This is a genomic window from Brevundimonas sp. PWP3-1b1 (assembly GCF_049896065.1).
GTDB classification, from domain to species: Bacteria; Pseudomonadota; Alphaproteobacteria; order Caulobacterales; family Caulobacteraceae; genus Brevundimonas; species Brevundimonas intermedia_B.
In genome coordinates this window covers 1,817,950-1,844,453 of record NZ_JAFCTO010000001.1, presented here as the reverse complement: position 1 = coordinate 1,844,453, position 26,504 = coordinate 1,817,950, and the positions used below count along the sequence as shown (strand labels likewise).

At 67.1% G+C, this 26,504-nt stretch carries 24 protein-coding genes; 16 read left to right on the top strand and 8 right to left on the bottom strand.

Going from position 1 to position 26,504, the window contains the following annotated elements; translation table 11 throughout:
- Positions 1–2: 2 nt before the first annotated feature.
- The 5 genes from rpsK (at position 3) to ACP69V_RS09040 (ending at position 3,682) form a co-directional block, all read left to right on the top strand.
- Entirely contained in the window at positions 3–392 is a 390-nt protein-coding gene (gene rpsK, locus ACP69V_RS09060) for a 30S ribosomal protein S11 (RefSeq protein WP_013268944.1), read from the top strand.
- 91 nt (positions 393–483) lie between these two features.
- Entirely contained in the window at positions 484–1,503 is a 1,020-nt protein-coding gene (locus ACP69V_RS09055; RefSeq protein WP_135195341.1) for a DNA-directed RNA polymerase subunit alpha, read from the top strand.
- A 104-nt stretch (positions 1,504–1,607) separates the two neighbouring features.
- Positions 1,608–2,027 (top strand): 50S ribosomal protein L17, encoded by a 420-nt coding sequence (gene rplQ, locus ACP69V_RS09050; RefSeq protein WP_055753399.1) that lies wholly within the window; start codon positions 1,608–1,610, stop codon positions 2,025–2,027.
- An 89-nt stretch (positions 2,028–2,116) separates the two neighbouring features.
- Entirely contained in the window at positions 2,117–2,575 is a 459-nt protein-coding gene (locus ACP69V_RS09045) for a GNAT family N-acetyltransferase (protein WP_346495985.1), read from the top strand.
- Between the two features lie 189 nt (positions 2,576–2,764).
- Positions 2,765–3,682, top strand: a complete 918-nt coding sequence (locus tag ACP69V_RS09040) for a LysR substrate-binding domain-containing protein (protein WP_426023563.1) — start codon at positions 2,765–2,767, stop codon at positions 3,680–3,682.
- Here the strand turns inward: ACP69V_RS09040 and ACP69V_RS09035 are convergent.
- Positions 3,654–4,511 (bottom strand): ABC transporter permease subunit, encoded by an 858-nt coding sequence (locus tag ACP69V_RS09035; protein WP_426023562.1) that lies wholly within the window; start codon positions 4,509–4,511, stop codon positions 3,654–3,656. The genes ACP69V_RS09040 and ACP69V_RS09035 overlap by 29 nt on opposite strands.
- Entirely contained in the window at positions 4,501–5,412 is a 912-nt protein-coding gene (locus ACP69V_RS09030) for an ABC transporter ATP-binding protein (protein ID WP_426023561.1), read from the bottom strand. Before ACP69V_RS09030 ends, ACP69V_RS09035 begins: the two co-directional genes overlap by 11 nt.
- A 99-nt stretch (positions 5,413–5,511) precedes the next feature.
- Here ACP69V_RS09030 and ACP69V_RS09025 point away from each other — a divergent pair, with 99 nt between their 5' ends.
- Together ACP69V_RS09025 and ACP69V_RS09020 are read left to right on the top strand one after the other, a co-directional pair.
- Positions 5,512–6,768, top strand: coding sequence for an ectonucleotide pyrophosphatase/phosphodiesterase (locus ACP69V_RS09025; protein WP_426023560.1), 1,257 nt, complete (start codon positions 5,512–5,514; stop codon positions 6,766–6,768).
- A gap of 74 nt (positions 6,769–6,842) precedes the next feature.
- The gene (locus tag ACP69V_RS09020) at positions 6,843–8,564 is read left to right on the top strand and encodes a hypothetical protein (protein WP_426023559.1); all 1,722 of its coding nucleotides are present in this window, start codon (positions 6,843–6,845) and stop codon (positions 8,562–8,564) included.
- Positions 8,565–8,713: 149 nt separating this feature from the next.
- Here ACP69V_RS09020 and ACP69V_RS09015 read toward each other — a convergent pair whose 3' ends face one another.
- From ACP69V_RS09015 to ACP69V_RS09005, 3 genes are read right to left on the bottom strand one after another with little or no spacing between them, the layout of a single operon-like run.
- Entirely contained in the window at positions 8,714–9,496 is a 783-nt protein-coding gene (locus tag ACP69V_RS09015; RefSeq protein WP_426023558.1) for a thioredoxin domain-containing protein, read from the bottom strand.
- A gap of 21 nt (positions 9,497–9,517) precedes the next feature.
- A complete protein-coding gene (locus tag ACP69V_RS09010; RefSeq protein ID WP_426023557.1) occupies positions 9,518–10,918 on the bottom strand; it encodes a M48 family metalloprotease in 1,401 nt (466 codons plus the stop codon).
- Positions 10,919–10,977: 59 nt separating this feature from the next.
- Positions 10,978–13,710 (bottom strand): Rne/Rng family ribonuclease, encoded by a 2,733-nt coding sequence (locus ACP69V_RS09005; protein ID WP_426023556.1) that lies wholly within the window; start codon positions 13,708–13,710, stop codon positions 10,978–10,980.
- A gap of 509 nt (positions 13,711–14,219) precedes the next feature.
- Between ACP69V_RS09005 and ACP69V_RS09000 the strand changes: the two genes are divergently transcribed.
- Both ACP69V_RS09000 and ACP69V_RS08995 read left to right on the top strand, forming a co-directional pair.
- The gene (locus ACP69V_RS09000; protein WP_346495995.1) at positions 14,220–15,389 is read left to right on the top strand and encodes an N-acetylmuramoyl-L-alanine amidase; all 1,170 of its coding nucleotides are present in this window, start codon (positions 14,220–14,222) and stop codon (positions 15,387–15,389) included.
- Between the two features lie 45 nt (positions 15,390–15,434).
- Positions 15,435–16,115 (top strand): SDR family oxidoreductase, encoded by a 681-nt coding sequence (locus tag ACP69V_RS08995; protein ID WP_426023555.1) that lies wholly within the window; start codon positions 15,435–15,437, stop codon positions 16,113–16,115.
- A 6-nt stretch (positions 16,116–16,121) separates the two neighbouring features.
- Here ACP69V_RS08995 and ACP69V_RS08990 read toward each other — a convergent pair whose 3' ends face one another.
- Positions 16,122–16,790, bottom strand: a complete 669-nt coding sequence (locus tag ACP69V_RS08990) for a J domain-containing protein (protein ID WP_426023554.1) — start codon at positions 16,788–16,790, stop codon at positions 16,122–16,124.
- 45 nt (positions 16,791–16,835) lie between these two features.
- Here ACP69V_RS08990 and ACP69V_RS08985 point away from each other — a divergent pair, with 45 nt between their 5' ends.
- From ACP69V_RS08985 to ACP69V_RS08955, 7 genes are all read left to right on the top strand, one after another.
- Positions 16,836–17,141: a BolA family protein gene (locus tag ACP69V_RS08985; protein WP_426023553.1), complete on the top strand. Its 306-nt coding sequence runs from the start codon at positions 16,836–16,838 to the stop codon at positions 17,139–17,141.
- A gap of 80 nt (positions 17,142–17,221) precedes the next feature.
- The gene (locus tag ACP69V_RS08980; RefSeq protein WP_426023552.1) at positions 17,222–19,042 is read left to right on the top strand and encodes a response regulator; all 1,821 of its coding nucleotides are present in this window, start codon (positions 17,222–17,224) and stop codon (positions 19,040–19,042) included.
- A gap of 124 nt (positions 19,043–19,166) precedes the next feature.
- Positions 19,167–19,631: an RcnB family protein gene (locus ACP69V_RS08975; RefSeq protein WP_426023551.1), complete on the top strand. Its 465-nt coding sequence runs from the start codon at positions 19,167–19,169 to the stop codon at positions 19,629–19,631.
- A gap of 94 nt (positions 19,632–19,725) precedes the next feature.
- Positions 19,726–21,414, top strand: coding sequence for a cisplatin damage response ATP-dependent DNA ligase (locus ACP69V_RS08970; RefSeq protein WP_426023550.1), 1,689 nt, complete (start codon positions 19,726–19,728; stop codon positions 21,412–21,414).
- 51 nt (positions 21,415–21,465) lie between these two features.
- On the top strand, positions 21,466–22,428 hold the full coding sequence (locus ACP69V_RS08965; RefSeq protein ID WP_426023549.1) for a mechanosensitive ion channel family protein: 963 nt from the start codon (positions 21,466–21,468) through the stop codon (positions 22,426–22,428).
- Positions 22,428–23,444, top strand: a complete 1,017-nt coding sequence (locus tag ACP69V_RS08960) for a threonine aldolase family protein (RefSeq protein ID WP_426023548.1) — start codon at positions 22,428–22,430, stop codon at positions 23,442–23,444. Before ACP69V_RS08965 ends, ACP69V_RS08960 begins: the two co-directional genes overlap by 1 nt.
- 110 nt (positions 23,445–23,554) lie before the next feature.
- Positions 23,555–25,405: an ABCB family ABC transporter ATP-binding protein/permease gene (locus tag ACP69V_RS08955; RefSeq protein ID WP_426023547.1), complete on the top strand. Its 1,851-nt coding sequence runs from the start codon at positions 23,555–23,557 to the stop codon at positions 25,403–25,405.
- Here the strand turns inward: ACP69V_RS08955 and ACP69V_RS08950 are convergent.
- Both ACP69V_RS08950 and ACP69V_RS08945 read right to left on the bottom strand, forming a co-directional pair.
- Positions 25,390–25,869: a chemotaxis protein CheE gene (locus ACP69V_RS08950; protein WP_426023546.1), complete on the bottom strand. Its 480-nt coding sequence runs from the start codon at positions 25,867–25,869 to the stop codon at positions 25,390–25,392. The genes ACP69V_RS08955 and ACP69V_RS08950 overlap by 16 nt on opposite strands.
- Complete coding sequence (locus ACP69V_RS08945; protein ID WP_426023545.1) at positions 25,866–26,417, bottom strand: response regulator; 552 nt, start codon at positions 26,415–26,417, stop codon at positions 25,866–25,868. The genes ACP69V_RS08950 and ACP69V_RS08945 overlap by 4 nt, the downstream gene beginning before the upstream one ends.
- Between the last annotated feature and the right edge of the window lie 87 nt (positions 26,418–26,504).

Below are 26,504 nucleotides of genomic sequence, written 5' to 3'. Positions count from 1 at the left end.
ACATGGCCAAGGAACCGGGTCGCGTAAAGAAGCGCGAGCGCAAGAACATCACCTCGGGCGTCGCCCACGTGAATGCTTCGTTCAACAACACCATGATCACGATCACCGATGCCCAGGGCAACGCGATCTCGTGGTCTTCGGCAGGTCACATGGGCTTCAAGGGTTCGCGTAAGTCGACCCCGTACGCCGCCCAGATGGCCGCTGAAGACGCCGGCAAGAAGGCTCAGGAACACGGCGTCAAGACGCTGGAAGTGAACGTCTCGGGTCCGGGTTCCGGTCGTGAGTCGGCTCTGCGCGCTCTGCAGTCGGTCGGCCTGACGATCACGACCATCCGCGACGTTACGCCGATGCCGCACAACGGTTGCCGTCCGCCCAAGCGTCGTCGCGTCTAAGCGACCCCGCCCAAAGCACCCCCATCTCCGTCCGCTCCATCATGGCCTCGTCGACAAGGCCGGAGCAGGCGAAACCCGTTCGAGGGACAAAATGATCGAAAGAAACTGGCAAGAGCTGATCCGTCCCGAGAAGCCGCAGATCGAGATCGGTTCCGACGCCCAGCGCAAGGCGCGCTTGGTGGCCGAACCTCTCGAACGTGGCTTCGGCGTGACGCTCGGCAACGCGCTCCGTCGCGTTCTGCTGTCCTCGCTGCAAGGCGCGGCTGTCACGGCCATCCAGATCGACGGCGTCGTTCATGAATTCTCGTCGCTGGAAGGCGTGCGGGAAGACGTGGTCGACATCGTCCTGAACATCAAGCAACTGGCGCTGCGCATGCACGCCGAAGGCCCCAAGCGCATGACCTTGCGCGCCACGGGCCCCGGCGTCGTGACGGCCGGCCAGATCGACGTGCCGGCGGACATCGAGGTTCTGAACCCCGACCACGTCATCTGCACGCTGGACGACGGCGCGTCGGTCCGCATGGAACTGACCGTCCAGAACGGCAAGGGCTATGTCGCCGCCGAGCTGAACCGTCCGGAAGATGCGCCGATCGGCCTGATCGCCGTCGATGCTCTGTATTCGCCGGTCAAGAAGGTGGCTTACCGCGTCGAGCCGACCCGTCAGGGCCAGTCGCTGGACTACGACAAGCTGCTGCTTGAAGTCGAAACCAACGGTGCGGTCACGCCGGTTGACGCCGTCGCTTATGCGGCGCGCATCCTGCAGGACCAACTCCAGATCTTCATCACCTTCGAAGAGCCCAAGAAGGCTGTCGAGCAGTCGGACGGCAAGCCCGACCTGCCCTTCAACCCGGCGCTGCTGAAGAAGGTGGACGAGCTGGAACTGTCGGTTCGTTCGGCCAACTGCCTGAAGAACGACAACATCGTCTACATCGGCGACCTGATCCAGAAGACCGAGGGCGAAATGCTTCGCACCCCGAACTTCGGCCGCAAGTCGCTGAACGAGATCAAGGAAGTTCTGACGACGATGGGTCTCAGCCTCGGCATGGACGTGCCGAACTGGCCCCCCGAAAACATCGAAGACCTGGCCAAGAAGTTCGACGACCAGATCTAAGTTCAACCCTCCGCCCGTCTCCCTTGGGAGAATGTCGGGGCGGTTAGAAGATTACGGTTCCAGGTCCGTTCGAGGATACCGGTTCCGGAGTAGGAGAGACCCTGATGCGCCACGGCGCCGCCCATCGTAAACTCGGTCGCACGAGCAGCCACCGCACCGCCATGTTCGCGAACATGGCCGCCTCGCTGATCAAGCACGAGCAGATCACCACGACCCTGCCCAAGGCGAAGGAACTGCGTCCCTTCGTCGAGAAGCTGGTCACCCTCGCCAAGAAGGGCGACCTGCACGCTCGTCGTCAGGCCATCAGCCAGGTTCGCGACGTGCCGCAAGTCGGCAAGCTGTTCGAAACGCTCGGCCCGCGCTACAGCGAGCGTAACGGCGGCTATATCCGCATCATGAAGGCGGGCTTCCGTCACGGCGACAACGCCCCGATGGCCGTCATCGAGTTCGTCGATCGCGACGTCGAAGCCAAGGGCAAGGACTCCGGTCCGGTCCTGGCCTTCGAAGGCGGCGACGAAGACTAAGATTTGGTCGCAGGACCAAACGCCGGAAGGGCGGTCGGAGCAATCCGGCCGCCCTTTTGCTTTGCGCGGACATGAGGCATGACGCGCGGATGAGCGTTTCGATCGTTGATTTCCGTCCTGATCACGCCGCCGCTTGGGCGCGGCTGAACACTGCCTGGCTGGCCGAGGGTGGATTCGCCATTGAGGCGAAGGACCGGCGGTCGATCGACGATCCGCACGGCGTCTTCCTCGCCGACGGCGGCCGTATCTTCATCGTCGAGCGGGAAGGCGAGACGATCGGCTGCTGCGCTTTGATTCGGCTCGATGACGGGTTCGAGGTATCCAAGATGACAGTGACGCCGGCCGCGCGCGGCCTGGGCTTGGCAAGACAGCTGTTGCAGGCCTGCGAGGCTGCGGCGCGCGAGGCGGGGGCGGGGCGGCTCTATCTGGAGACCAACAGCGCGCTGACGCCGGCCATCGCCCTGTACGAGAGCTTCGGCTTCATCCATCTGCCGGCGCGGCCGACGCCCTATGCCCGCGCCGATGTCTTCATGGAAAAGCAGCTTTAGCTGTCCAGGATGGCGGCGACCGCCATGCTCCATATGAGCAGAATGCACAGGCCATAGGCGATCTGGTCCTGGCGTGAGGGGCGGGACGGTCTTGGCGGCGGGTTCGGGAGCGGCATCGCCAAGCTTGAACCCGATTTCCCAAGGCGCAGAAATCGATTAAGCGGGGCGGTGTCTGTGAGGGGAGGTCACATGTCGGGCCGGGCGCCGCCACCGCTGAATGCCTTGCGAACCTTCGAGGTCTTTGGCCGGCACAGGAGCATGACCCGTGCGGCGGCCGAGCTGTGCGTGACCCACGGCGCGGTCAGCCGACAGATCGCGGCCCTGCAGGCCTCGCTGGGCGTGACCCTGGTCACCGGGCCGCGTCATGCGCTGACCCTCACTGAGGCAGGCGCGCAGCTGGCCGAGCGCCTTACGCCGGCCTTTGTGGTGATCACCGATGCGGTCGAGGGCGTGCGGCCGGGCGCGGCGCGCGAGATCGAGATTTCCTGCCTGGGCACCTTCGCCCTGAAATGGCTGATCCCGCGCCTGCCGGGGTTTCTGGAGGCGCATCCCGAGGTGCGGGTCAGGCTGTCGGAATCCTATGCGACGGTCGATTATCGGCGTGATCGGTTCGACGGCGCCATTCGCATCGTCGAGCCGGATCAGATCCATGCCCGCACGGAAGCGACGCCCTTCCTGGCGCAATATCAGGGACCCGTCGGGGCGCCGGCCTTGATGGCGGGGTTGCCGACGCTCGAGGCCGTGGCGCATGCGCCGCGCCTGCGTTCGGCCACCTTCCGGCGGGGCTGGCCGGCGTGGTCGGAACTGGCAGGTGTGGCTCTGCCGACGGCGACGACGGAGCGGGAGTTCGCGCACAACCACTCGCTGGTCGAGGCGGCGATCTCGGGTCTGGGCGTCGCCATCGCGCCGTGGGCCTTCGTGGCGCCGGATGTCCTCGCGGGACGTCTGTCGGCGCCGTTCGGCTTCGTGGAGCGGCCGTCGTGGTTTGCTTTCTTGCGGCCGGAGGGACGCAGGGATGCGGCGGTGGACGCCTTCCGCGACTGGCTGGTCGCGGAAGGTGTGCGGAGCCCGCCGCCGCCTATTCCTTTGAAAGGTCCTGGCGGTTGAACCAAGCGACTGCGGCGGCGAACGGGACGCCGATCCACAGGGCCAGGCTGATCACGCCCTTGGTGAGGGCGTGATCGGGCAGTTCGGCCGCCGCCATGCCGCCCTGGATGACGGCTTTCAGCAGGTCCGTGGCCAGGCCCGGTGACAACAGGGGCAGCAGCCAGCCGTCCGGCGTCACACCCATGGGCAGCAGGAGCTGGGGCAGGAAGAACTGCGCGATGCCGATCACAAGCGGCGCGAACAGGGCCGCCAGCAACGACCGTGTCACCACGGCGCCGAGCAGACCCAGCATGGTGAACTGAAGGATGCGCGCCCAGGAGGTCAGGGTCAGCAGGCCGAAATCCGCCGCAGCTGCGCCGGTCATCGAGAAGGTGACGGGGCGGCCGAACACCGCCGCCTGGATCAGGCTGGCGATCACGTCCGAGATCAGGGCGGCGAAGGTCGCCAGCACGATCACCAGGGCCACGACCACGACCTTGCCCGTCAGCAGGTTGGGCCGGGTGTTGCGCGCGCTGATCAGCCGCCAGGTCTCCCAGCGATAGTCGCCGGCGTAGATGGTGGCCGCGCCGATCAGGACGAACATCAGGATCGCGGGATTGGCGAAGTCGCCGGCGCTCTTGACCAGGGTCAGACCCAGATCGAGCGGTCCGCCCTTCATCAGTTCGGGCGGCAGCTTGCCGGCCAGCTTGGCCTCGTTGGCCTTGGCGACCACGAAGCCCAGGGTGGCGAGAAGGATGCCCATGATCGGGATGAACAGCACGCTCCAGAACAGGGCGGTCCGGTTCTTGGACAGGCGGTAGGTTTCGGATCGGATCGCGTCAGCCAGCACGGTTTTGCTCCTGCACGCCGGTCCAGCCGGTTTCGCTCATGAAGACGTCTTCCAGGTCGGCGCCGATCCAGCGGGCTTCTTCGATGTCGACGCCGCCCTCGACCAGGGCCCTGATGGCGGCGGCGGCCTCGGCGCGGGGCACGGCGGCCACCACGGCGTCGCCGTCCAGGGTGGCGCGATCGCCCAGCACCGACAGGGCCTTGGCCAGCGGCGTGACGGACAGGCGCAGACGCTCGCCCGAGGCGGTCAGGTCGGAGACCTTGCCCTCGGTGATCACCTTGCCCTTGTTGAAGATGGCGACGCGGTCGCAGACGCGCTGAACCTCCTGGAGCTGATGGCTGGCCAGGATGACGGTCACGCCGTCGTGGTCGGCCAGGCTGCGGATCAGGGCGCGCATCTCCTGGATGCCGGGCGGATCCATGCCGCTGGTCGGTTCATCCAGGATGACGAGGTCCGGCTTGGTCATCAGGGCGGCGGCGACGCCGAGGCGTTGCAGCATGCCGACCGAAAAGCCCTTCACGCGTCGGTTCGCCGCCTCGGTCAGGCCGACGCGTTGCAGCCAGTTGTCGATCTCGGCCGAGGTCACGCCGCCGTGCGCACGGGCCAGCCATTCCAGCACCTGGCGGGCGGTCATGAAGGGCGGGAAGCGCGGCGTCTCGATCATCGAGCCCATGCGGCGCATCGACGCCGGATCGCCGATCCGCCCGCCCATTACCGTCGCCTCGCCCTCGGTCGGGCGAATCAGGCCCAGCAGGGTGCGGAACAGGGTGGACTTGCCCGCACCATTGGGGCCGAGAACGCCATAGACCCCGCCACGCGGGATCGACAGGGTCAGGCCGTCCAGGGCCCTCACCGTCCCATAGGTCTTGGTCAGGCCGCGAATGTCGATGACGGTTTCCATGACGCAAGCTTGGCGCGAGAACGATGTTCCCACAAGCCGTCGCAAGCCTGTCGTCCATAAAGTTTAGGCAATGGTTCGATGTCGCCTTGGAGTACGCCTATGTCCCGTCTTTCCACCTCCTGCCTGGCCTTGGTCGCCGCCCTTGCGGTTGCGGCCTGCGCCGCAACGCCGGTCTCGAAACAGCCCATCTCGCAATCTCCGGTCGTTTCCGCCTCGGCGTCGCAGCCGGCGCAACCCGATCTGGTGATTCTGGTCTCGATCGACGGGTTCCGGCCTGATTATCTGGGCAAGGGGCAAACGCCGGTGCTGGACGGGCTGGCAGCGGGCGGCGCCTTTGGGCCGATGCGGCCGTCGTTCCCCAGCGTGACCTTCCCCAACCACTATACGCTGGTGACGGGGCTGCACCCGGACCACCACGGCGTGGTCGGCAATCGGTTCACGGACGCGCAGCTGGGCGTCTTCTCCATGGCCAGCAAGGAGACCGGCTTCTGGGATCAGGGCGAGCCGATCTGGGTCACGGCGGAAAAGGCCGGCGTTCGCACCGGCACCATGTTCTGGCCCGGCTCGGAGGTCGAATTGCAAGGCGTTCGCCCCAGCCAGTGGATGCCCTTCGATCAGTCCATGCCGGGCGACGCGCGGGTGGATCGGGTGCTGTCGTGGCTGGACCTGCCGGCGGATCAGCGTCCGAAGCTGGAGACCCTCTATTTCGACATCGTCGATACGGCCGGACATCGCCATGGTCCCGACGGCGCAGAGACGCGTGCCGCCGTGGTCTCGGTCGATGCGTCCATGGGGCGGCTGGTCGAGGGGCTGAAGGCGAGGGGGCTTTATGATCGGGCGATGCTGGTGATCGTGTCCGATCACGGCATGGCCGCCACCTCGCCGGACCGGGTGGTCTGGATCGACGACATCATCGACCCGGCGGCGTTGAAGATCGGCTATGGCGGGGCGGTCCTGACGGCCGACCCGGCGCCGGGCCGCGAGGCGGAGGTGCAGGCCAAGCTGGTCGGTCGTCATCCGCATATGGAATGCTGGAACAAGGCCGATGTCCCGGCGCGGCTGGTCTATGGCTCCAATCCGCGCGTGGCCCAGATCGTCTGCCTGGTCGAGACCGGCTGGCTGGCGGCGACGCGCGACCGGCCGGTGACCCGCGCGGGCGGCGCACACGGCTATGACAATCAGGCGCCGGAGATGGCGGCGGTCTTCATCGCCCACGGACCGGGAGTCATCGCGGGACGTCGGCTGACCGATCTGGACAGCGTGGACGTTCAGCCCTTCCTGGCGCGCCTGCTGGGCCTCGACGCACTTGCGGGCGACGGCCGCGCCGCCGACACCCTGCCCATCACCACGCCCTGATCGGGCGCCTTGACTGCCTAATTGGCGAGGCGGCCAATTAGGCGCACATAGGTCGCCAAGCGGGGGAGGCGGGAATGCGCAAGGGTCTGTGGGTGGCGACGGTTTCGGCCGCCTGTCTGATGGCGCCGATCGCCGTCGCGGACGCCACGGCGACGGCGGCGACCCTGGCGCTGATCACCAATCCCCAGGTCTGCGGGCGCGTGGACGCGGTCGGCGATGTGCAGCCCACGGCGGACATGGTCATGGTGCCCGGTTTCGGCGACGAGAGTTTCGCCGTCGATACCAAGAACCCTGAGGCCCAGGCCTGGTTCGACCATGGGGTGCGGCTGCGCTGGGCGTTCGAACATTCGGAATCGGTGCGGGCGTTCCGCAAGGCGCGGCAGCTGGATCCGGCGTGCGGCATGTGCGCCTGGGGCGAGGCCTGGGCCATCGGGCCGAACCTGAACGGCGGCGGGAACGACCCTGAATCCCTCGCCGCGGGCCTGAGAACGGCGCGCGAAGCCCGCAGGCTGGCGCGCGACGCCACGCCGATGCAGCGCCAGATGATCGACGCCCTGATCCAGCGTTACTCCGGCAAGGAAAGCACCCGCGGCCTGCGCTTCGCCCGCGCCATGGACCGGATCGCCAAACGCCATCCCGACGACGTTTCGGTCGGCTCGATCACTGCCGACGCCTGGATGCTGCAGCCCGAGGGCGACTGGTGGGACGAGAACGGCAAGGCGGCCGATCCCGCCGTGACGCGCGCCATGGCGATCCTGGAGCACAGCCTGACGGTCAAGCCGAACGATCCGGCGTCCATCCACCTCTATATCCACCTGACGGAATGGTCGGACGATCCGCATAGGGCGCTGGCCTATGGCGAGCGGCTGGCGCTGCTGGCGCCGGGCGCCAGTCACCTGGTGCATATGCCGTCCCACACCTTCTATCGGGTGGGACGGTACAAGGACGCGATGATGTCCAACGTCAACGCCGTAGCGCTGGACAAGACCTACGACCGGCTGGCCAGTCCGCCCGGCGGCATTCGCGGCATGCGGCTGCACGCCCACAACATCCATTTCGGCATGGGCGGCGCCCTGATGGCGGGCGGGGCCGAACGGGGGCTGGAGCTGGCCGACTGGTATATGGCGACCTATCCGCAGCTTCTGGACGCGCCCGAACCCGGCGACGACGGCTATGTCGTTTATCGTCAGATTATGGCGGCCGACGCCTATGCGCTTTACGGCCGGTTCGGAACGGAGGCCCAGGTCGCGGCCCTGCCCGAGCCGGATGTCGGGCGACCGCTGATGCGGGTCGGTTGGCGCTATGCGCGCGGCGAGGCCGCAGCCCGGCGCGGCGATGCGGCGGCCGTGCGGATCGAGGCCCAGGCCATTAGGGCCCTGCTTACAGACAAGGCGTTCAAGGGCGCGATGGCGGATCGTCAGGTCGGATTCGCCGAACTGTTCCAGAAGGTGCTGGAAGGCCGCGCGGCCATGATCGATCAGGATTATCCGACCGCCATCGCCGCCTATGGCCGGGCGGCGGCGATCCAGGCGATGAATCCCGAGGGCGGCGATCCGCCGATGATCTGGTACCCGACGCGCCGCAGCCTGGCCGCCGCCATGCTGGCGTCGGGGGATGCGGCCGGAGCCAAGGCCAAGATCGCCGAACTGCTGACGGACTGGCCCAGCGATCCCTACAGCTACTATGTGCTTTATCGCGCCGAGCAGACGATGGGCGACGAACCGGCGGCGAACGACGCCCTGCGGCATGCGGGCGTCGAATGGATCGGCGGGAAGATGACGCTGGGTGAGGCCTGAGCAGTCCCTTCTCCCGTTGGGAGAAGGTGGAAGGGCCGGATGAGGGTTGGCCGGTGGGCCAGTTCGCACGACCCGACCCTCACCCTTTCGCCTTGCCGATCGCTGCGCTCTCGGAGGCTCAAGCCCTCTCCCAACGGGAGAGGGTAGCCTTAGCGCTTCGCCTCTTCGATCAGTTTGGCGATTTCGGCGGGGTCGATGCCGGGGCTGGCCTTGCCGTTGATGAAGAAGGTGGGCGTGCCGCGCAGGCGCAGGGCGGCGGCCGTGGTGTGGATGTCGGCGATGTGGCGTGTGGTGTCGGGCGAGGCGATGGCGGCCTTGGCGCGGGCCATGTCCACGCCGTTGGCGGCGAGGATGGCGTCGATGGACTCGATCGACAGGGCGCGCTCGGTCATCAGGGCGTCGTAGACCTCCAGATACTTGCCCTGCTGATGCGCGGCCAGGGCGGCGCGGGCGGCGTATTGCGAGGCGATGTCGTCGCCGCGGTCCAGGATGGGCCAGTCCTTGAAGACGAAGCGGACCTCGGGATGGGCGGCCATCAGGGCGCGATAGTCGTGGGCCACCGCCTTGCAGCCGGGGCAGCGGAAATCGAAGAATTCGACCACCGTGACCTTGGCGTTCGCCGGACCGAAGGCCGGGTCGCGTGCGTCGGGCGCCAGGAGGCCGGCGTTGGCGGCGGCGGCCTGGTTGGTCTCTTCCACGCTGGCCTCGGCTTCCTTCGCCTGCAGCGCCAGCTGCGTCTCCTGCAGCACCTCGGGGTGCTCCAGCAGATAGGACCGGACGTCGGACTCACCGGCGTTGAAATAGGGTGCGACCGAGAATCCCAGGGCGATGACCGACAGGCCCAGGGCCAGATAGCCGGCGCGCGCGCCATTCAGCCACGCAGGCTTGGCGGTCTTGGTTTCGGGCGCAGGCGTGGGGGCGTCGTCGGTCATTCAGTCTCGCAGTTGGAAAGGTTAGTTGAGGGTTGTCGGTCGGCGTGCGGCGTCGCGACGGTCCAGGTCGTTGAGATCGTCGGGCGTGGCGCCCGAGGCCAGGACGATGTCCACGGCCCGGCGCCATTCCATGGAGCCGGGGTCCAGCATGGAGCGGGCGCGAAGGGCGAACTGGGTCGCCTGCTGCTCGCTGCCGGCGGCGAAATAGTATTCGGCCGAGGCCAGGCGCGCCTCGCCCTCCTTGCCTTGCGAGGCATAGGCCTGGGCCAGCAGGCGCCAGGCCATGGTGTTGTCCTTCTCGGCGACGACGGCGTGCTTCAGCTGGTCGATGGCCTCGTCCAGATTGGCCTTGTCGTTGGTCTCGATCAGGGCGTGGGCTAGGTTGACGCGCAGCAGGGGGGCGTCGGGCTTGAGCCGAACCGCATCACGGTGGGCGGCGACGGCCTCGGCCGGACGGCCTTCCTCGAACAGGATCTGGCCTTTCAGTTCCTGGAAATAGGGGTTGGTCACGTCGCCGGCGATCAGTTCGTCCACCGCCGTCAGCGCCTTTTCCGTCTGGCCGTCGCGATACCAGGCGATGGCTCGGGCATAGCGGCCGGGCAGGGAGGTGTTGGTCGACGGATAGTCCCGCAGCGTCGCGTTCGGCGGGTCCATGAAGGCGTGGATCTTGGCCAGGATCAGGGCGTGCTGGGCCATGCGTTCGGGGCTGTCGCGGTGATCGTAGTGCGGCTGTTCCTGCACATAGCGGCGCAGGGTCTCGATACGGTTCGACGATAGGGGGTGGCTGCGGAAATAGGGATAGCGACGGGCGTCCGAGAAGACCTCTTGCGAGCGGAAATTCTCGAAGAAGGACACCAGGCCCGCGCCGGATTCGCCTGCGCCCTCCAGCGCCCTCGCGCCAGTCAGGTCGGCCTCGCCCTCCTGGCTCTGCATATAGTGCATCGCACCCAGCGCGCCGAAATATTGACTGGAGCCCAGCAGGGCGACACCCGCGTCGGGCGCACCGGCGGCGATGGCCAGGGCGCCCAGGGCCATGGTCATCAGCATGGGCTGGCGGCCGGCGTCCTGGGCGCCGTCGCGCAGGGTGTGGCGGTTCTTGATGTGGCCCGCCTCGTGCGCCATCACGCCCAGCAGTTCGCCGGGCGTCTTGGTGCGCAGGATCAGGCCGGTGTTGACGCCCATGATCCGTCCGCGTGTGGCGAAGGCGTTCAGGTCGTTGTCATTGACCAACAGGACTTCGACGTCGGACGGGTTCAGCCCCATCGAGACGAAGACCGGATCGGCCCATTCGCGCACGATGCCCTCGACCTCGGTGTCGCGGATCAGGCTCTGAGCCGAGGCCTGGCCGGCGACGACGAGAGCCGTCAGGCCCGCCGCCGCCGTCGCCAGAACGCGAGATGCAGATCGGGGACGCCATCTCATGGCTCTACTCCAATAGCGACCGGCCCCCGCCTGCATCCTGACAGTCTAATCGTGACCGATCAGCGGCGCCACCACCCACGCTTGGGCTTTTCAGGCGGTGCGACGATCTGGTTCGGATCTTCGGCGATGATCGCCTCGACATCGATCTCGGGCGTCGGGGCCACGAACGGTTCGGCCAGGACGGCCTCTGCGACCGGAACCGGGGTCGGCTCCTCTACCGGCGCGACCTCGGCCGGCGCGGAGACCATGGCCTCGTGCGGGGTCACGTCCAGTTCGACCGGCGCGCCTTCGACCGCAGCCTCGTTCGGCTCGATGGCCGTGTCGGGATGCGGTTCGGTCGCGATCTCGACATTGGCGCTGGCCGACTTGCGGCGCACGCGACGACGCTGCGGTTCCGGCGCGACCGCCGGAGTATCGACTTCAGCCGTCTCAACGGGCGCATCGACCATCACGGCCATCGGCGTCTCGGGCGAGCCGTCGGGCGGCATGCCTTCGTTGGTGGCGCGGTTCTCGACCTTGATCTCGTGACCGACAGGCGCGTCGCCACGACCTCGACCGCGACGACGGCGACGGCGCGAACGGCCGCCTTCCTCGCCGGAGCCTTCGCCGGCTGCCACGTCCAGACCTTCGACTTCGGACTGAGCCGCAGCGGGGCGTTCGGCGCGCTCGGGACGCTCAACACGTTCTGGGCGCTCTGGGCGACCTTCCGAACGGCCGGGATTCAGCGGGTCGAACCAAACATAGGGGTCGTCCAGCGACGGCGTGCGACCGCGGACCCAGGTGTAGACGTCGCGCTCGCCGTCCTCGCGGACACGGCGACCGCCACGGCGGCCACGGCGACGGCGACGGCCGTTCTCGTCTTCCTCGTCGTCCGAGGCGTCGTCGACGTTCAGCGTATCGGCAGCTTCGACGGTTTCGGCGACCTCTGCGGTCTCCTCGTCGCGACGACCGCCGCGACGGCGGCGATTGCGGCCACGACCGCGGTCGCGATCACGACCGCCGGACTCGGCGCGTTCAGCCCGTTCGCGCGGCTCGTCATCGTCGCTGTCCTCGCGGTCCAGCGCCTCGATATCGTCGTCGTCGTCGCCGACGATCTCCTCGTCGTCGTCCTCATCCTCGTCTTCGTACAGCGAGGCGTCGAAGTCGTCGTCGAGGTTGGGCATCTCGATCTCGGGCGCGACGAAGTCCTCGTTGGTCTCGGTGCGCTCGATATTGTGCTCGCCCTGGCCCAGGCTGTCGTCGATCTGGACGATGACGTTCAGGCCGCGACGTTCCAGCAGCGACTGCAGATAGGCGCGCTTGTGGTTCAGGATATACAGGCCGACGGCGGTGCAGACCTTCAGCACCACGACGCCCGCGCCGTTCTTGCCGGCCTCGATATCGACCGCGCGCAGGGTCATCAGGGCGGCGGATTCGGCCGAGCGGATGCGGCCCGTGCCCTGGCAGTGCGGGCAGGCCTCGGTCGCGCCCTCGATCACGCCCAGGCGGCGACGCTGGCGGCTGATTTCCATCAGGCCGAAGGGCGATATCCGGCCCATCTGGATGCGGGCGCGGTCGGAGGACAGGGCCTCCTTCAACACGCGCTCGACTGCGCGGTTGTTCTTGCCCTCATCCATATCGATGAAGTCGATGACGACCAGGCCGGCGAGGTCGCGCAGGCGCAGCTGGCGGGCGGCTTCTTCGGCCGCTTCCATATTGGTCTTGAACGCCGTCTGCTCGACGTTGCGTTCCTTGGTGGCGCGGCCCGAGTTGACGTCGATGGCCACCAGGGCCTCGGTCTGGTTGATGACCAGATAGCCGCCGGACTTCAGCGGCACGACCGGCTGGTGGATCTGCGTCAGCAGCTCCTCGATGCCGTTGGCGGCGAACAGGGGCCGCGAACCGCGATACAGGTGAACCTTGTTGGCCTGGGCCGGCATCAGCACGCGCATGAAGTCGCGCGCTTCCTTGAAGCCCTCGACACCCTCGACCTGGATGCCGTCGAAATCCTTGTCGAACATGTCGCGCACGGCGCGGCGGACCAGGTTCTCTTCCTCGTAGATCACCGAGGGGGCGTGGGAGTTCAGCGTGGTCTCGCGGATCGTCTCCCACAGGCGCATCAGATACTGATAGTCGCGCTTGATCTCGGCCTTGGTGCGCTTGGCGCCGGCCGTGCGGATTATCAGGCCCATGCCCTTGGGCACGTCCAGGGCCGAGACGGCGCTCTTCAGGCGGCGACGGTCGGAGGTGTTGGTGATCTTGCGGCTGATGCCGCCGCCCTTGCCCGTGTTGGGCATCAGGACGCAGTAGCGGCCGGCCAGCGACAGCCAGGTGGTCAGGGCCGCGCCCTTGGCGCCGCGTTCGTCCTTGACGACCTGAACCAGCAGGATCTGGCGGCGCTTGATGACGTCCTGGATCTTGTAGCGACGCATCAGGCGGCGCTTCAGGCGTTCCTCGTCGGCCAGGGCGCCTTCGGGATCGACGTCGTCGCCAGTCGATTCCCGATCCAGATCGTCCTCGTCCTCATCGTCGTGCGCTTCGGCCATGATGGCTTCGCGGTCGGCGACCGGGATCTGGTAATAGTCCGGGTGGATTTCGTTGAAGGCCAGGAAGCCGTGGCGATTGCCGCCGTATTCGATGAACGCGGCCTGCAGGCTGGGCTCTACGCGGGTGACCTTGGCGAGGTAGATGTTGCCGCGAAGCTGGCGCTTCGCACGGGATTCGAAATCGAATTCCTCAATTTGGCGTCCGTCCACGATGGCGACCCGGGTCTCCTCGGGATGCGCCGCATCGATCAGCATTGTCTTTGACATGGAAAGTCTCTCTCTGGCGCGCGCAGGCCGACCGTCCCGGAACACCGGGCAGGGTCATGGCGGCTCGCCGAATGAAGGTGAGGGCCGGCGCGCGCGACATCCCCTCGCCGAGAACGGCGAAGCGGGCTTGATCAAGCCGTTGGGGAACGCAGGCGGAAAGGCCCATTGAAGTCGTCGGTCCTGAACCGGGCGCGCCAATCCCTTGGGAAGGCCGCGTCCCTGGTCCGCTCTTCGAACCATCGGCGATGCCGGGGCGGTTCTCGGATTGGTGAAAGTCAACGCCGCGAGGAGGGCGCGCCAAGATTCGCAGAGGCGAAATCGGCGCGATCGGTTCGCGAGCGGTTCACAGCATAGTCACGCAACTGGAGAATTAAAAGGCGTTCGCCTTAACCCCCTGAATACGAGCGTCTGGCATGATGACGGCTTAGTAGGCTTTATTTGGGTTTGGCGTCGCAATGAGCGGTCGCGTTTTGACAGGTCTGATGCGCTGGGGCGCGAAGGAATGGGCGATGACCGCCCTGGCCTTCGTGGTCATCTGCGTGGTCGGTCTGTTCGCGACGCGCGGCTTCGCCTGGGGCGCGCAAGGGGATGTGCTGGCCGTGCGCTTCGGCGCAGACGGCGATCGGACCCGCGTCGTCATCGATCTGGACAAGTCGGCGCAGGGCCGTGTCATCGACGCGGGCGGCGAAGGTCGCGTGGTCCTGGCCCTGAACGGCGTCGCGCCGGGACGGGGCCTGAACGGCGGCGGATCGGGCCTGGTGCGGTCCTATGAGGTCACGTCTTCCGGCGGGTCGTCGCGGGTTCAGCTGGAGCTGGCGCGGGGCAGCGAGATCGAGCGGCGCTTCCTGCTGCCGCCCGGCGACGGGGTCGGACACTATCGCTATGTCGTGGATCTGAAGGCGACCGGCGCGGCCGTACGCGCGTCCAACACGCCTGCGCCGCGACCAAGCGCTCCGCCGCGCCGGGCCGAACGGCCGCTGATCGTCATCGACGCCGGTCACGGCGGCAATGACCCCGGCGCCAGCGGCGCCCGCGCCCAGGAAAAGCAGATCACCCTGGCCGCCGCACTGGCGCTGAAGACCGAGCTGGAGAAGAACGGTCGTTATCGCGTGCGGCTGACCCGGTCCGACGATCGGTATGTCGACCTGTATCGCCGGGTGTCCATCGCGCGTCAGTCGGACGCCGACCTGTTCATCTCTCTGCACGCCGACGCCGGGGCCGATCCGGCGCTGCGCGGGGCCAGCGTCTATACGCTGTCGGAACAGGGTGCGGGCCGGGCGGTGCGCGAGTTCACGCGCGGCGACAACTGGCACCGCGAGCTGCACCTGCCGGGCCGCGACCCGTCGGTGGACCGTATTCTGCTGGATATGACCCAGCGCGCGACCCAGAATCGTTCGGCCCAGTTCGCCCGCGTGCTGCTCACCCATCTGGAAGGCTCGGACCAGCCGCTGCTGCGCCGCAGCCATAGAGACGCAGGTCTGGCCGTGCTGCTGGCGCCCGACGTGCCGGCCGTGCTGCTGGAGATGGGCTTCATCACCAATCCCGAGGACGAGCGGCTGCTAACCGACGAGCGCGCGCGCCGTCGTTTGATGAAGTCGGTCGCTGATGGCATCGACCGCTATTTCCGCGAACCTTCGGCGCCGATGATGACCGCCTCGAACAGCGGGGCGGCGGGTTAGGGCCGGCGCGGCGCAACCAAGCCCGGCTTCGGCGGTTCCAGGCCCATGAAAAGAGCAATCGTTACGGGTGGCGCAGGTCTGATCGGAGCCGGCGTCTGCAAGGCCCTGGCTGCGCGCGGGTGGGATGTCGCATCCTTCGATCTGAAGGCGGGCATGACCACCGACGCCCGCCAGATACTGTGCGACATCGGCGACGAGGCCTCGGTCGCCAAAGCCTATGAGGAACTCGGCTGGTCGGAACTGGACCTGCTGGTGAACAACGGCGGGGTGGCTGATCCCGTCAATGGGCCGCTGGCCGAACTGTCGCTGAAGGACTGGCGCAAGACGGTCGACAGCCATCTGACGGGCGCCTTCCTGATGACCCGCAGCGCCATTCCGCTGCTGGCGGAGGGTGGGAGCATCATCAATATGGCCTCGACCCGCGCCTTCATGTCGGAACCCGAGACCGAAGCCTATGCCGCGTCCAAGGGCGCCATGGTCGCCCTGACCCACGCCCTGGCCATCAGCCTGGGGCCGAAGACGCGGGTCAATGCGATCGCGCCGGGCTGGATTTCCGGCGACGACGACCTGCGACCCGTCGATCACGACCAGCATCCCGTCGGCCGCGTTGGCCGTGTCGAGGACATCGCCCAGGCCGTGGTCTATCTGGCCGACGCGGGCTTCATCACCGGCCAGGTTCTGACGGTGGACGGCGGCATGACGCGCAAGATGATCTACGCCGAATAGGCGAGATCAGGCCAGGCCGGCCTTCTTGAGCGTCTTCCAGGCCTTGATGACACGTTGCAGCTTGGCCTCCGCGCCCCGGTCACCGTTGTTGGTGTCGGGGTGAAAGCGCTTCAGCAGGTCGTGGTACTGGGCCTTGATCTTGGCCTTGTCCGCGCCGGGATCCAGATCCAGGTCGGCCAGGGCCGCGCGTTCCAGCTTGCCGATGCGGCGATCCTCGGTCGGAGACTGGGGCGCCTGATCGCCCTTGCGCCCGAACAGGCCGAAGCTGTCGCGCCATGAGCCGGCGCCGGTGGTGTTGGCCGTACCCATCTTGGCGGCGAAGGCGGCGGCCTCTCGCGTGAACTTTCCGGCCTGCATTTCCCAGGTCGGGCGGCCGCCGGTCATGGCCTCGTTTTCCTGCAGGTTGCGAATCTGTCCTTCGCTCATGCCGGCGTAGAAATTCCAGCCCTTGTTGTACTCGCCGGCGTGGGGCTGGCAGAATTCGTAGAAGTCGTTCAGCCGCTCTCTCGACTTCGGCGCCTTGGCGGCCGCGGCCTTGCGACAGTCGGGCCATTGGCACGGCGTCTCGCCCGGCTTGAGGTGAAGGACATCGGCTTTCGCCGCCTCTTCCTCGGGCTTGGGCGGCTTCACCCGAATGTCGGTGAAGCGCGGCTTGTATTGAAAGGAGGCGGACATCAGCCGAAGTGTAAGGCCGAATGGGACAGCATCAAGGAATCGATCATGTCAGAAGGCCCGGTTGCGACGATTATTCGTGCAAAACTGACCGATGGGCTCTCGCCGCAACGGCTGGAGGTCGAAGATGACAGCTGGCGACACGCCGGTCACCATCACGAAGGCGGGATGGACGCCAAACCCGGTGGGGAAAGCCACTTCAATCTGGTGATCGTTTCGGCTGCTTTCCAGGGGCAGTCGCGTCTGGCGCGTCAACGGGCGGTCAACGCCTTGCTCAAGGACGAGATGACCGGACCCGTCCACGCCCTGTCGATCAAGGCGCTGACGCCGGAGGAGGCGGGGGAATCGATATGACGGAAAAAACAGCGTTCACATCGTCTTAGAACCTTCGTCTTAGCGTCACGCGACCAAACAGAACGTGGGGATCTGGGCTTATGGTGGAATCCGACGGCGTCGCGAAAGCGTTAGAGGGCGATCAGCGCGCCGGCGATGCAGCTCAGGCTCTGACGGCCATCCTGCAAACGCAATATCTGCGCTACCTGATCATCGCCTCGTGGGCTCTCGGGCTGCTGGGTACGGTGGGCCTGTGGCAGGCGGTGCTGTGGTTCGGTGTGACGGTCGCGGCGGGCGCCGTGCGCGGCTTGGTCGAGCAGCGCTTGAGCCATCGCGTGGGCACGAATTGGGGGGTGATCTTCCCCATCGTCGCCACCGTAACGACCGGCGCCTGGGCCATCGCGCCCCTGCTGGCCTGGTTCTCGCCTTCCGATTTCGGCCGGCCTCTAGCCCTGGCCCTGATCAGTTCCGGCTATGTGCTGGTGTTCGCCCAACTGCGGAGTTCGCCCCGTCAGGCCCTGATCATCTCTTCGCCCTATGGCGCGGCGGCGGCGGTCATTCTGTTAAGCCTGTGGGGCACGAGCGAGTTCTGGTCGATGCTGGCCGTCCTGCCGTTCACGGCGGCGGGTCTGTTCGTTCTGGTGACCATGACGCTGCTGCGCGAAGAGCGCATCCGCGCCTTCCAGTCGCATCAGTCCCATCTGATCGAGGAACTGGAAGCCGCCCGCGACAAGGCCAATGCCGCCAATGACGCCAAGTCCAACTTCCTGGGCGTGATTTCTCATGAGCTGCGCACGCCGATGAACGGCGTCCTGGGCGCGGCGCAACTGCTCAGCGCGACACGTCTGGAAGCGACGCAGCGCGAGTATCTGTCGATCATCCGCAACTCGGGCGACAACCTGCTGTCGCTGCTGAACGACATCCTCGACATGACAAAGATCGAGGCGGGCAAGATGAACTTCGAGGTCGTCGATATCGCCGTCGACAGCCTGCACAAGCGTATCACCGGACCGTTCGAAGCCCAGGCCGAGGCCAAAGGCCTGGAGTTCGTCTCCACCTTCGAAGGTGAGATCCCGACGGTGGTGCGAGGGGATCCGCTGCGGGTCTGCCAGGTGGTTCAGAACCTGTTGTCGAACGCCGTCAAGTTCACCGAGGCCGGCCAGATTCACTACACTGTGCGTGGTCATCGCGTGTCGGACCAGCGCGTGCGGTTCGAGTTCATCGTCAAGGACAGCGGAACCGGCATCGCGGCGGCGGACCTGCAGCGGCTGTTCCTGCCTTTCACCCAGGTCGATACCTCCTCCACGCGCCGTTTCGGCGGCACGGGCCTGGGCCTGACCATCGCGCGGCGCATGGCCAACATCATGGGCGGCGACATCACGGTCACATCGCGCCTTGCCGATGGGTCGTGCTTCACCCTGGAGATCGAGGCCGAGGTGGTCGAGTGGGCCAAGCCGGTGGCGGCCGATGAAGTCCACGCCGAGATCGCGGGCGGCGAATCGCTGCGCGTGCTGGTGGTCGAGGACCATCCGGTGAACCGCATGATCCTCGAAGCCTGGATGAGTTCGGCCAGCCACGTCACCTCGACAGCCGAGAACGGCCAGATGGCTGTCGAGATCGCCAAGGATCAGCCGTTCGACCTGATCATCATGGATGTGAACATGCCGGTCATGGACGGCCTGACCGCGACCCGACTTATTCGCGACGGCGGGGGCCAGAACGCGGGCACGCCCATCGTCGTCCTGTCGGCATCCGCCCGTACCGAAGACCACAAGGCCGGCCTGGAAGCCGGCGCCGACGCCTATCTGAACAAACCCATCGATTTCAGCGCCCTGGCGGCGTTGATGGGCCGGGTCGGCGGCGGACGCGAGGCGGTCGGACAGATGGCGCCGCCGGCTTCGCAGAACTCCGTCGCCGCCTGATCGTGGCCTAAACGTGTTCCCACAATGAACGCCAGCCTCTGACGGCGGTTCAGACCCGCCTCAGCCGCCGCGCTCCATAACTGCGATCAAGTCGAAGCCCTTCGACGCAGATGGAGACACGATCATGAGAAAGATCCTCACCGCCACGATGGCCGCGTTGATGGCCACCACCGCCCTGGGCGCCGCCGGCGCCGCCTCGGCCCAATCGCGCGGCGATCATCGTTACGAGCAACGCGATCATCGCCAGGATCGTCGTGACGACCGCCGGGAGTTCCGTCAGGATCAGCGCCAGGATCGTCAGGAGTATCGCCAGCAACAGCGCGCCTATGCTCGCTGGCAGCGGGCCGAGCGTCGCTACAACGCTCCCCGCTATGCGCCCCCGCGCGGTTATGCGGTGCGCACCTGGAGCTATGGCCAGCGCATGCCGTCCTACTATCGCTCCAACGCCTATGTGGTGAACGACTACAACCGCTACGGCCTGCGCGCCCCGCCGCGTGGCTATCAGTACGTCCGCAGCGGCAATGACGTGGTTCTGGCCGCCGTCGCCGGGGGTCTGATCACCGCCGTGATCGCCGGCCTGTTCAACTGATCCCTGAGATCGAAGACGCGCCCCGGAGGGAAACCTCCGGGGCGTTTTTCGTTCTGGTATGCGGCGACGCTTCGAGCGCCCAAGATGGATGACGATGCGCGCCTTCGCCGAGCTTCTGGATCGTTTGTCCCTTACCGCCTCGCGCAATGCGAAACTGGTGCTGGTGAGGGATTATCTGAGGGCGACGCCCGACCCCGACCGGGGCTGGGCGCTGGCGGCGCTGACGGGCGACCTGACGTTCGACGCCGCCAAACCGGCCATGATCAGGAAGGCGGTCGAGGGGCGGGTGGACAGCGTGCTGTTCGGCTGGTCCTACGACTATGTGGGAGATCTGGCTGAGACCGTGGCCTTGATCTGGCCCGTCAGCCCCGATCATCGGCCCAATCGCGAGCCGGAGCTGGCCGAGGTGGTCGAGGCCTTGCGCACCGCCAGCCGGGCCGAGGTGCGGGGGCTGCTGGAAGGCTGGTTGGACGCGCTGGAGCCGAAGGGTCGTTGGGCGCTGCTGAAACTCATGACCGGGGCCTTGCGTGTGGGCCTGTCGGCGCGGCTGGCCAAGACGGCGGCGGCGATGATGCGACCGGATGCCGTGATGGCGCCGCCGTCGCCCGACGGCGATGAAGCCCAGACGACGCTGGAGGCCATCGACGCCTCGGCCATCGAAGAGGTCTGGCACGCGGTCGAACCGCCATACGCCGACCTGTTCGCCTGGCTTGAGGGCAGGGCGGAACGGCCCAGCCCGGATGCGCCCGGCCGGTTCCGACCCGTCATGCTTGCGGTCGCCATCGACGAGGCGGTCGATCTGCCCAAACTGTCGCCGGCCGATTACGCCGCCGAGTGGAAGTGGGACGGCATACGGGTTCAGGCGGTGCTGGAGGGCGATGTCGGCAAGCTGTATTCCCGCACCGGCGACGAGATTTCGGCGGCCTTTCCCGATGTGATGGAGGCTCTGGCGTTCCAGGGCGCGATCGATGGCGAGCTGATCGTCTGGCGCGACGGGGCGGTGGCGCCGTTCGGGGATCTGCAGCAACGGCTGAACCGCAAGACGGTGGACGCCAAGGCGATGCAGGCCTTTCCGGCGGCGGTGATCGCCTATGACCTGCTGGCCCAGGACGGCGAGGATTTGCGGACGTTGCCTCTGCGCGACCGTCGCGCGCGGCTGGAAGCACTGGTGGCCGGTCACACGGGCGAGCGGCTGCATCTGTCGCCCGTGGTCGATTACGCCGACTGGGATCATCTGGCGCGGCTCCGGGCCGATCCGCCGGTCGGGGCGGCGGCGGAAGGCCTGATGCTGAAACGCTGGGACAGTCCCTATCTGGCGGGGCGGCCCAAGGGGCCGTGGTTCAAATGGAAGCGCGATCCCCACGTCATCGACGCGGTCCTGATGTACGCCCAGCGCGGACATGGGAAACGATCCAGCTTCTATTCCGACTTTACCTTTGGCGTCTGGACGCCGGAGGGGGCGCTGACGCCGGTCGGTAAGGCCTATTTCGGCTTTACCGACGAGGAGCTGAAACAGCTCGACAAGTTCGTGCGCGACCACACCATCGACCGGTTCGGGCCGGTGCGGTCTGTGCGGGCCGAGAGGGACTTCGGACTGGTGCTGGAGATCGCCTTCGAGGGGTTGAATCGCTCGACGCGGCACAAGTCGGGCGTGGCCATGCGTTTCCCGCGCGTCAGCCGCATCCGCTGGGACAAACCGGCTAGAGAGGCCAACACCATCGACGACGTGATGGACCTGCTGGACGCCATCGAAAGCGGCGGCGGACGGATCGCCAAGGCCTGAAAACGGGCATTCGGGGGTTCCAATCGGCGCGTCAGGCGTTAGACCCGGCCCATGTCTTCGCCCATCCCAGCCGATATCACCCCTATCGCCGAAGCGGTCGCCGCAGGACGCAAGGCCGTGTCCATCGACGCCGCCGTGATCGCCAAACTGACCGACATGGCCGGTGATTTTGCGATCAACCTGACCATCGCCATCCTGATCTTCGCCGCGACGGTCTTTGCGGCGAAATGGGCGTCGAGGGCGGCGCGCAATGGCCTGTCGCGGGTGCGCGGCTTCCGCCACGATCCGACGGTCCTGAGCTTTGCGGTTCAGGTAGTGCGCGTGGTGGTGTTCATCATCGGCATGATCGCCGTGTTGCAGCGGCTTGGGGTGCAGACCACCTCGATCATCGCGGTCCTGGGCGCGGCGTCGCTGGCCGTGGGCCTGGCGCTGCAAGGCACGCTGTCGAACGTGGCGTCGGGGATCATGCTGCTTGTCCTGCGTCCCTACCGCGTCGGCGACGTCGTGGACGTGGGCGGCATGTCGGGCACGGTGCAGCGGCTGGACCTGTTCACCACCCAACTGTCGAACGCCAACAACCACAAGATCGTCATCCCGAATTCGAAGGTTCTGAGCGATCCGCTGACCAATCTGACCGGACAGCAGACGCGCCGGATCGAAATCAATTTCACCGTCGGTTATGGCGAAGACCTGAACCAGGCGCGGTGCGTTCTGGCGGACATGGCCGAGGCTCATGAGAAGGTGCTGCACGATCCGCATCCGTGGACGGGGGTGACGGGCCTTCTGGACAGTTCGGTCCAAGTGACCCTGCACGCCTGGGTCAAGGTCGAAGACTGGTGGCAGACCCAGGCCGATCTGATGCAGGGCGGCAAGGAGGCGCTGGACGCCGCGGGCATCGAAATCCCGTTCCCGCATCAGGTCGCCGTACCGTATGGCGACGAGGATGTGATGCCGGTGGTCCGTGTGCGGACTGTCGACGATGACGCGGCTGACTTGAAGGCGACGACCCGCTGATGCGCTACGATTTCGGATCCGACAACACCGCCGGCATGATGCCCAGCGCCGTCGAAGGCCTGGTCCGCGCCAACAAAGGTTTCGCCCGCGCCTACGGCGCCGACGACGTCACCGCACGCGCCGCCGATCAGATTCGCCAGCGGCTGGATGCGGACGCCGAGGTGCGGTTCGTCTTTAGCGGAACGGCCGCCAACGCCATCGCCCTGTCGATGCTGGCCCAGCCCTATGAGGCGGTTCTGGCGCACAACGCCGCCCATATCTGCACCGACGAGACCGGCGCGCCGGGCTTCTTCGGTCACGGCGTCGGCCTGATCGGCCTGCCAGGCTTCTCTGGCAAGATCGATCCGCTGGCCCTGCAGGCGCATCTGGGCGAGGCCGAAGTCGGCCACCGCCAGCCGCCAGCGGCCCTGTCGCTGACCCAGGCCACCGAGTATGGCGCGGTCTATACCGAGGAAGAGTTGCGTCACCTGATCGAGCCGACCAAGGCGCTGGGTTACGGCGTCCACATGGATGGCGCGCGTCTGACCAACGCCGTCGCCTCGGGGTTCGACCTGAAGGACATTCCGCGCCTGGGCGTGGACGTTCTGGTGTTCGGCGGCGCCAAGGCGGGCGCCAACTGCGCCGAGGCCATCGTCTTGTTCGACAAGAGCCTGGCGCGGCGGCTGGACAATCGTCTGAAACAGGCGGGGCAGACGGCGTCGAAGGCGCGGATGCTGTCGGGGCCGATGCTGGGGCTGCTGGAAAGCGGCGACTGGGAATCGGGCGGCGCACACGCCAATCTGATGGCGCAGCGGCTGGCGGCGGGGATCGCCGCGCGCTCGCCCTTCGTGCTGGCCCATCCGGTCGAGGCCAACGCCGTGTTCGTGCGGATGTCGCCTGAGGCGCACGCGCGCCTGAACGCCCTGGGCTGGGCCTGCTATCCGTTCGACGATGGCTCGGTGCGGTTCGTCTGTTCGTGGGCGACGCAGGAAGCGGCCGTGGACGAACTGATCGAGGCGGTCGCCGGCCTGGGTTGAGCGACTAATCCCCGGTCGCGCGCCAGCGTGGCCTTTCCCCGGTCGCAATGGGTTTCCATATGCGGATCATGGCGATACGAGGCGAACGCTCCGGCGGCAGGCGTGACCCGATGGTCAAGGCGCAGCAGGCAGGCAGCACACAGGACAAGACGGACGGACCCCCGACGCTGACGGCGTTGGCGGACCTTGCGCGGCTGGTCGCCCGTTCGGGCGCGCCGCACCTGAAACTGAGGCTGATCTTCGCCATCCTGTTGACCCTGGCGGGCAAGGGGCTGGGCGTCATGGCGCCGCTGGTGCTGGGCGCGGCGGTCAATCGGCTGGCGGCGGGGCAGGGCGCGGCGACTGCCGTCGGTCTGGGCTTTGCAGCCTTCGCCATCGGCTGGACCTTCGTGCGGTTCCTGTCGGCCGCCTCTCCCCTGATTTCGGACGTGGTGTTCGCGCCCGTGCGCGCCGCCGCCCAACGCACCACGGCGGCCGAGGCCTTCGCCCATGCGCTGAGCCTGTCGCTGGACTTCCACCAGACCAAACGCTCGGGCGCCCTGTCGCGGACGATGGATCGCGGGTCGCGGGCGGTGGACTTCCTGCTGCGCATCCTGGCCTTCAACCTGATCCCGACCGGGGTCGAGCTGGTGCTGGCGGCGGGGGTGCTGGGCGCGAAATACGACTGGCGGTTCGCGGCCGTCGCGGTGGTCGTGGTCGTCATCTACACCGCGGCCACCTTCGCCATGTCCAACTGGCGGCTGGAGCATCGCCGGATCATGAATGCTGCCGACTCCGAGGCGGCCGGCGTCTCGGTCGACGCCCTGCTGAACTATGAGACGGTGAAGTCGTTCGGCGCCGAGACGCGCGCGGCCCAGACCTATGACCGGGCCTTGGGCGACTATGCCGAGGCCTCGCTGAAGGCCAACAGCTCGCTGGCCATGCTGAACGGGATGCAGGCCCTGGTGATGAACCTGGGTCTGGGCGTCATGGCGGTGATGGCCGGGTTCGAGGCGGCGGCCGGTCGGATGGGGCCGGGCGACGTGACGGCGGCCGTGCTGATCATGATCTCGCTATATGCGCCGCTGAACATTCTGGGTTTCGCCTATCGGGAAATCCGCCAATCCTTCATCGACATGGAAGAGATGCTGAAGGTGACACGTCAGACGCCCCAGGTCGCAGACGCCGCCAATGCGCTGGCCCTGCCGCGTCCGGTCGATGCGCGCGGCGCGTCCGTCCAGTTCGAAAACGTCGGCTTCCGCCACGACGCGCGGGCCAACGGGCTGGAGGACGTCAGCTTCTTTGCGGCGCCCGGCACGACGACCGCGCTGGTCGGGCCGTCCGGCTCGGGCAAGTCCACCATCGTCAAACTGGCGCTGCGGCTGCTGGACCCGCAGGAAGGGCGCGTGCTGATCGACGGCCATGATGCGCGTCAGGTGACCCAGGCGTCGTTGCGCGCCGCCGTGGCCCTGGTGCCGCAGGACGTGGCCCTGTTCAACGACACCTTGGGCGCCAATATCGCCTTTGCGCGCCCCGATGCGGACGAGGCCCAGGTCTGGGCGGCGGCCGAGGCGGCGGAACTGGCCGACTTCATTCGCGGCCTGCCGGACGGGATGGAGACCAAGGTCGGAGAACGGGGCCTGAAGCTGTCGGGCGGCGAGCGTCAGCGTGTCGGCATCGCCCGCGCCCTGCTGGCCGATCCCTGCATCCTGATCCTGGACGAGGCGACCAGCGCCTTGGATAGCCGCACCGAGGCGGCGATCCAGAAGACTCTGCAAAAGGCGCGTCATGGTCGCACGACCCTGGTGGTGGCGCACAGGCTGTCGACCGTGGCGGACGCCGATCAGATCCTGGTGCTGAAGGCCGGGCGGATCGTCGAGCGCGGCGGGCACCATGAGCTGGTGGCGCGTCAGGGCGGGGAATACGCTGCCCTGTGGCGCAAGCAGACGCGCGCCGGCAAGGCGTCTCAGGTCGCGGACTGATCGCTCGCGGGCAGCTTCTTGCGCAGGACTTCGTGCAGATTGGTCAGGATGGCCGTTCGCGCGGCCTGCTCCTCGGGCGGCAGGGCCAGCAGCACCTTCATCGCCTGGGCGTGAACGGTGGCGATGCGCCAGTCGAACCCGCCCTGGCGCGGCGCGGCGTCCAGCAGATCGCACAGACCCTTGGCCGCCGTGCACAGGTCGTCCATCGCAAACGGGCTGGCCGCGTCGATGATCTGGCTGGAAGCGGAATAGGCCAGGTCCAGCCGCATCGGCTCGATCAGGTCGGGCTCGGGCTTGGCCAGCAGGACGGCGATATTGTCGGCGATGATGGCGCGGGCCTGGTCCTGCAAGGCGTCCAGATTGGCCCTGGCCTGGGCCAGGGCGACGCCGACGCTGACGCCGCCGGGGCGATCCAGCATCTCGGACAGGCGCGACTTGCGCTGGGTGTGGGTGATGACGGTCATAGGGCCAGGCTCTCCATCGCATTGGCCTTTCGTATCATGTCGGCCCGGCGTTCGACGCCCTCATAGCCGCTGTGTCGGAACCGGCGGTCCGGTCCCAGATAGTCGCCGACCTCCAGGAAGGGCCGACTGTCGCGCGCGACCCACAGGATCCGCTCCAGCAGCATGGCGGGACTGAAGGGCTTGGTGACGACGAAGTTGGCGCCGCAGTCGCGGGCCTCGGCCACACGCCCGCGCCGGATGTGGCTGGCGGTCATGATGACGGGGGTGAAGGCGTTGGGGTTGGGCCCGGATCGACGCAGCCATCGCACCAGCTCGAACCCGTCGATGTCCGGCATGTCGGTGTCCACGACCAGCAGGTCTATGGGCTTGTCGGTCAGCAGCTTCTTGGCCTGGCTTCCTGTGCCGCAGGCGAAGGCCGGGCGGATGCCGAAGCCGGTCAGGGCGTTGGAGGTCAACGTCAACGAGAAGGGCGAATCGTCGACGATCATCGTGATCGCGCCGCCCAGATTGAAGACGGCGCTTTCGCGCAGGGATTCGCCGCCGCTCATGCCGCGAAGGCCTCGCTCTGTCCCGCCGTCGTCGTGATCATGGCCGGTCGCAAACCCCGAAGCCCCTCGATAAGGGCCAAGGTTGGC

What these genes read in the sequence shown, in the direction of transcription:
- ACP69V_RS08950 (WP_426023546.1), bottom strand. Translation starts at nt 25,869, where the DNA reads ATGACCGTCATCACCCACACCCAGCGCAAGTCGCGCCTGTCCGAGATG.
- ACP69V_RS08970 (WP_426023550.1), top strand. Translation starts at nt 19,726, where the DNA reads ATGCGCGCCTTCGCCGAGCTTCTGGATCGTTTGTCCCTTACCGCCTCG.
- ACP69V_RS09025 (WP_426023560.1), top strand. Translation starts at nt 5,512, where the DNA reads ATGTCCCGTCTTTCCACCTCCTGCCTGGCCTTGGTCGCCGCCCTTGCG.
- ACP69V_RS09020 (WP_426023559.1), top strand. Translation starts at nt 6,843, where the DNA reads ATGCGCAAGGGTCTGTGGGTGGCGACGGTTTCGGCCGCCTGTCTGATG.
- ACP69V_RS09015 (WP_426023558.1), bottom strand. Translation starts at nt 9,496, where the DNA reads ATGACCGACGACGCCCCCACGCCTGCGCCCGAAACCAAGACCGCCAAG.
- ACP69V_RS08945 (WP_426023545.1), bottom strand. Translation starts at nt 26,417, where the DNA reads ATGAGCGGCGGCGAATCCCTGCGCGAAAGCGCCGTCTTCAATCTGGGC.
- ACP69V_RS08960 (WP_426023548.1), top strand. Translation starts at nt 22,428, where the DNA reads ATGCGCTACGATTTCGGATCCGACAACACCGCCGGCATGATGCCCAGC.
- ACP69V_RS09045 (WP_346495985.1), top strand. Translation starts at nt 2,117, where the DNA reads ATGAGCGTTTCGATCGTTGATTTCCGTCCTGATCACGCCGCCGCTTGG.
- ACP69V_RS08995 (WP_426023555.1), top strand. Translation starts at nt 15,435, where the DNA reads ATGAAAAGAGCAATCGTTACGGGTGGCGCAGGTCTGATCGGAGCCGGC.
- ACP69V_RS09005 (WP_426023556.1), bottom strand. Translation starts at nt 13,710, where the DNA reads ATGTCAAAGACAATGCTGATCGATGCGGCGCATCCCGAGGAGACCCGG.
- ACP69V_RS08980 (WP_426023552.1), top strand. Translation starts at nt 17,222, where the DNA reads ATGGTGGAATCCGACGGCGTCGCGAAAGCGTTAGAGGGCGATCAGCGC.
- ACP69V_RS08955 (WP_426023547.1), top strand. Translation starts at nt 23,555, where the DNA reads ATGGTCAAGGCGCAGCAGGCAGGCAGCACACAGGACAAGACGGACGGA.
- ACP69V_RS08975 (WP_426023551.1), top strand. Translation starts at nt 19,167, where the DNA reads ATGAGAAAGATCCTCACCGCCACGATGGCCGCGTTGATGGCCACCACC.
- ACP69V_RS09000 (WP_346495995.1), top strand. Translation starts at nt 14,220, where the DNA reads ATGACCGCCCTGGCCTTCGTGGTCATCTGCGTGGTCGGTCTGTTCGCG.
- ACP69V_RS09030 (WP_426023561.1), bottom strand. Translation starts at nt 5,412, where the DNA reads ATGGAAACCGTCATCGACATTCGCGGCCTGACCAAGACCTATGGGACG.
- ACP69V_RS09055 (WP_135195341.1), top strand. Translation starts at nt 484, where the DNA reads ATGATCGAAAGAAACTGGCAAGAGCTGATCCGTCCCGAGAAGCCGCAG.
- ACP69V_RS09040 (WP_426023563.1), top strand. Translation starts at nt 2,765, where the DNA reads ATGTCGGGCCGGGCGCCGCCACCGCTGAATGCCTTGCGAACCTTCGAG.
- rplQ (WP_055753399.1), top strand. Translation starts at nt 1,608, where the DNA reads ATGCGCCACGGCGCCGCCCATCGTAAACTCGGTCGCACGAGCAGCCAC.
- rpsK (WP_013268944.1), top strand. Translation starts at nt 3, where the DNA reads ATGGCCAAGGAACCGGGTCGCGTAAAGAAGCGCGAGCGCAAGAACATC.
- ACP69V_RS08965 (WP_426023549.1), top strand. Translation starts at nt 21,466, where the DNA reads ATGTCTTCGCCCATCCCAGCCGATATCACCCCTATCGCCGAAGCGGTC.
- ACP69V_RS08990 (WP_426023554.1), bottom strand. Translation starts at nt 16,790, where the DNA reads ATGTCCGCCTCCTTTCAATACAAGCCGCGCTTCACCGACATTCGGGTG.
- ACP69V_RS09010 (WP_426023557.1), bottom strand. Translation starts at nt 10,918, where the DNA reads ATGAGATGGCGTCCCCGATCTGCATCTCGCGTTCTGGCGACGGCGGCG.
- ACP69V_RS08985 (WP_426023553.1), top strand. Translation starts at nt 16,836, where the DNA reads ATGTCAGAAGGCCCGGTTGCGACGATTATTCGTGCAAAACTGACCGAT.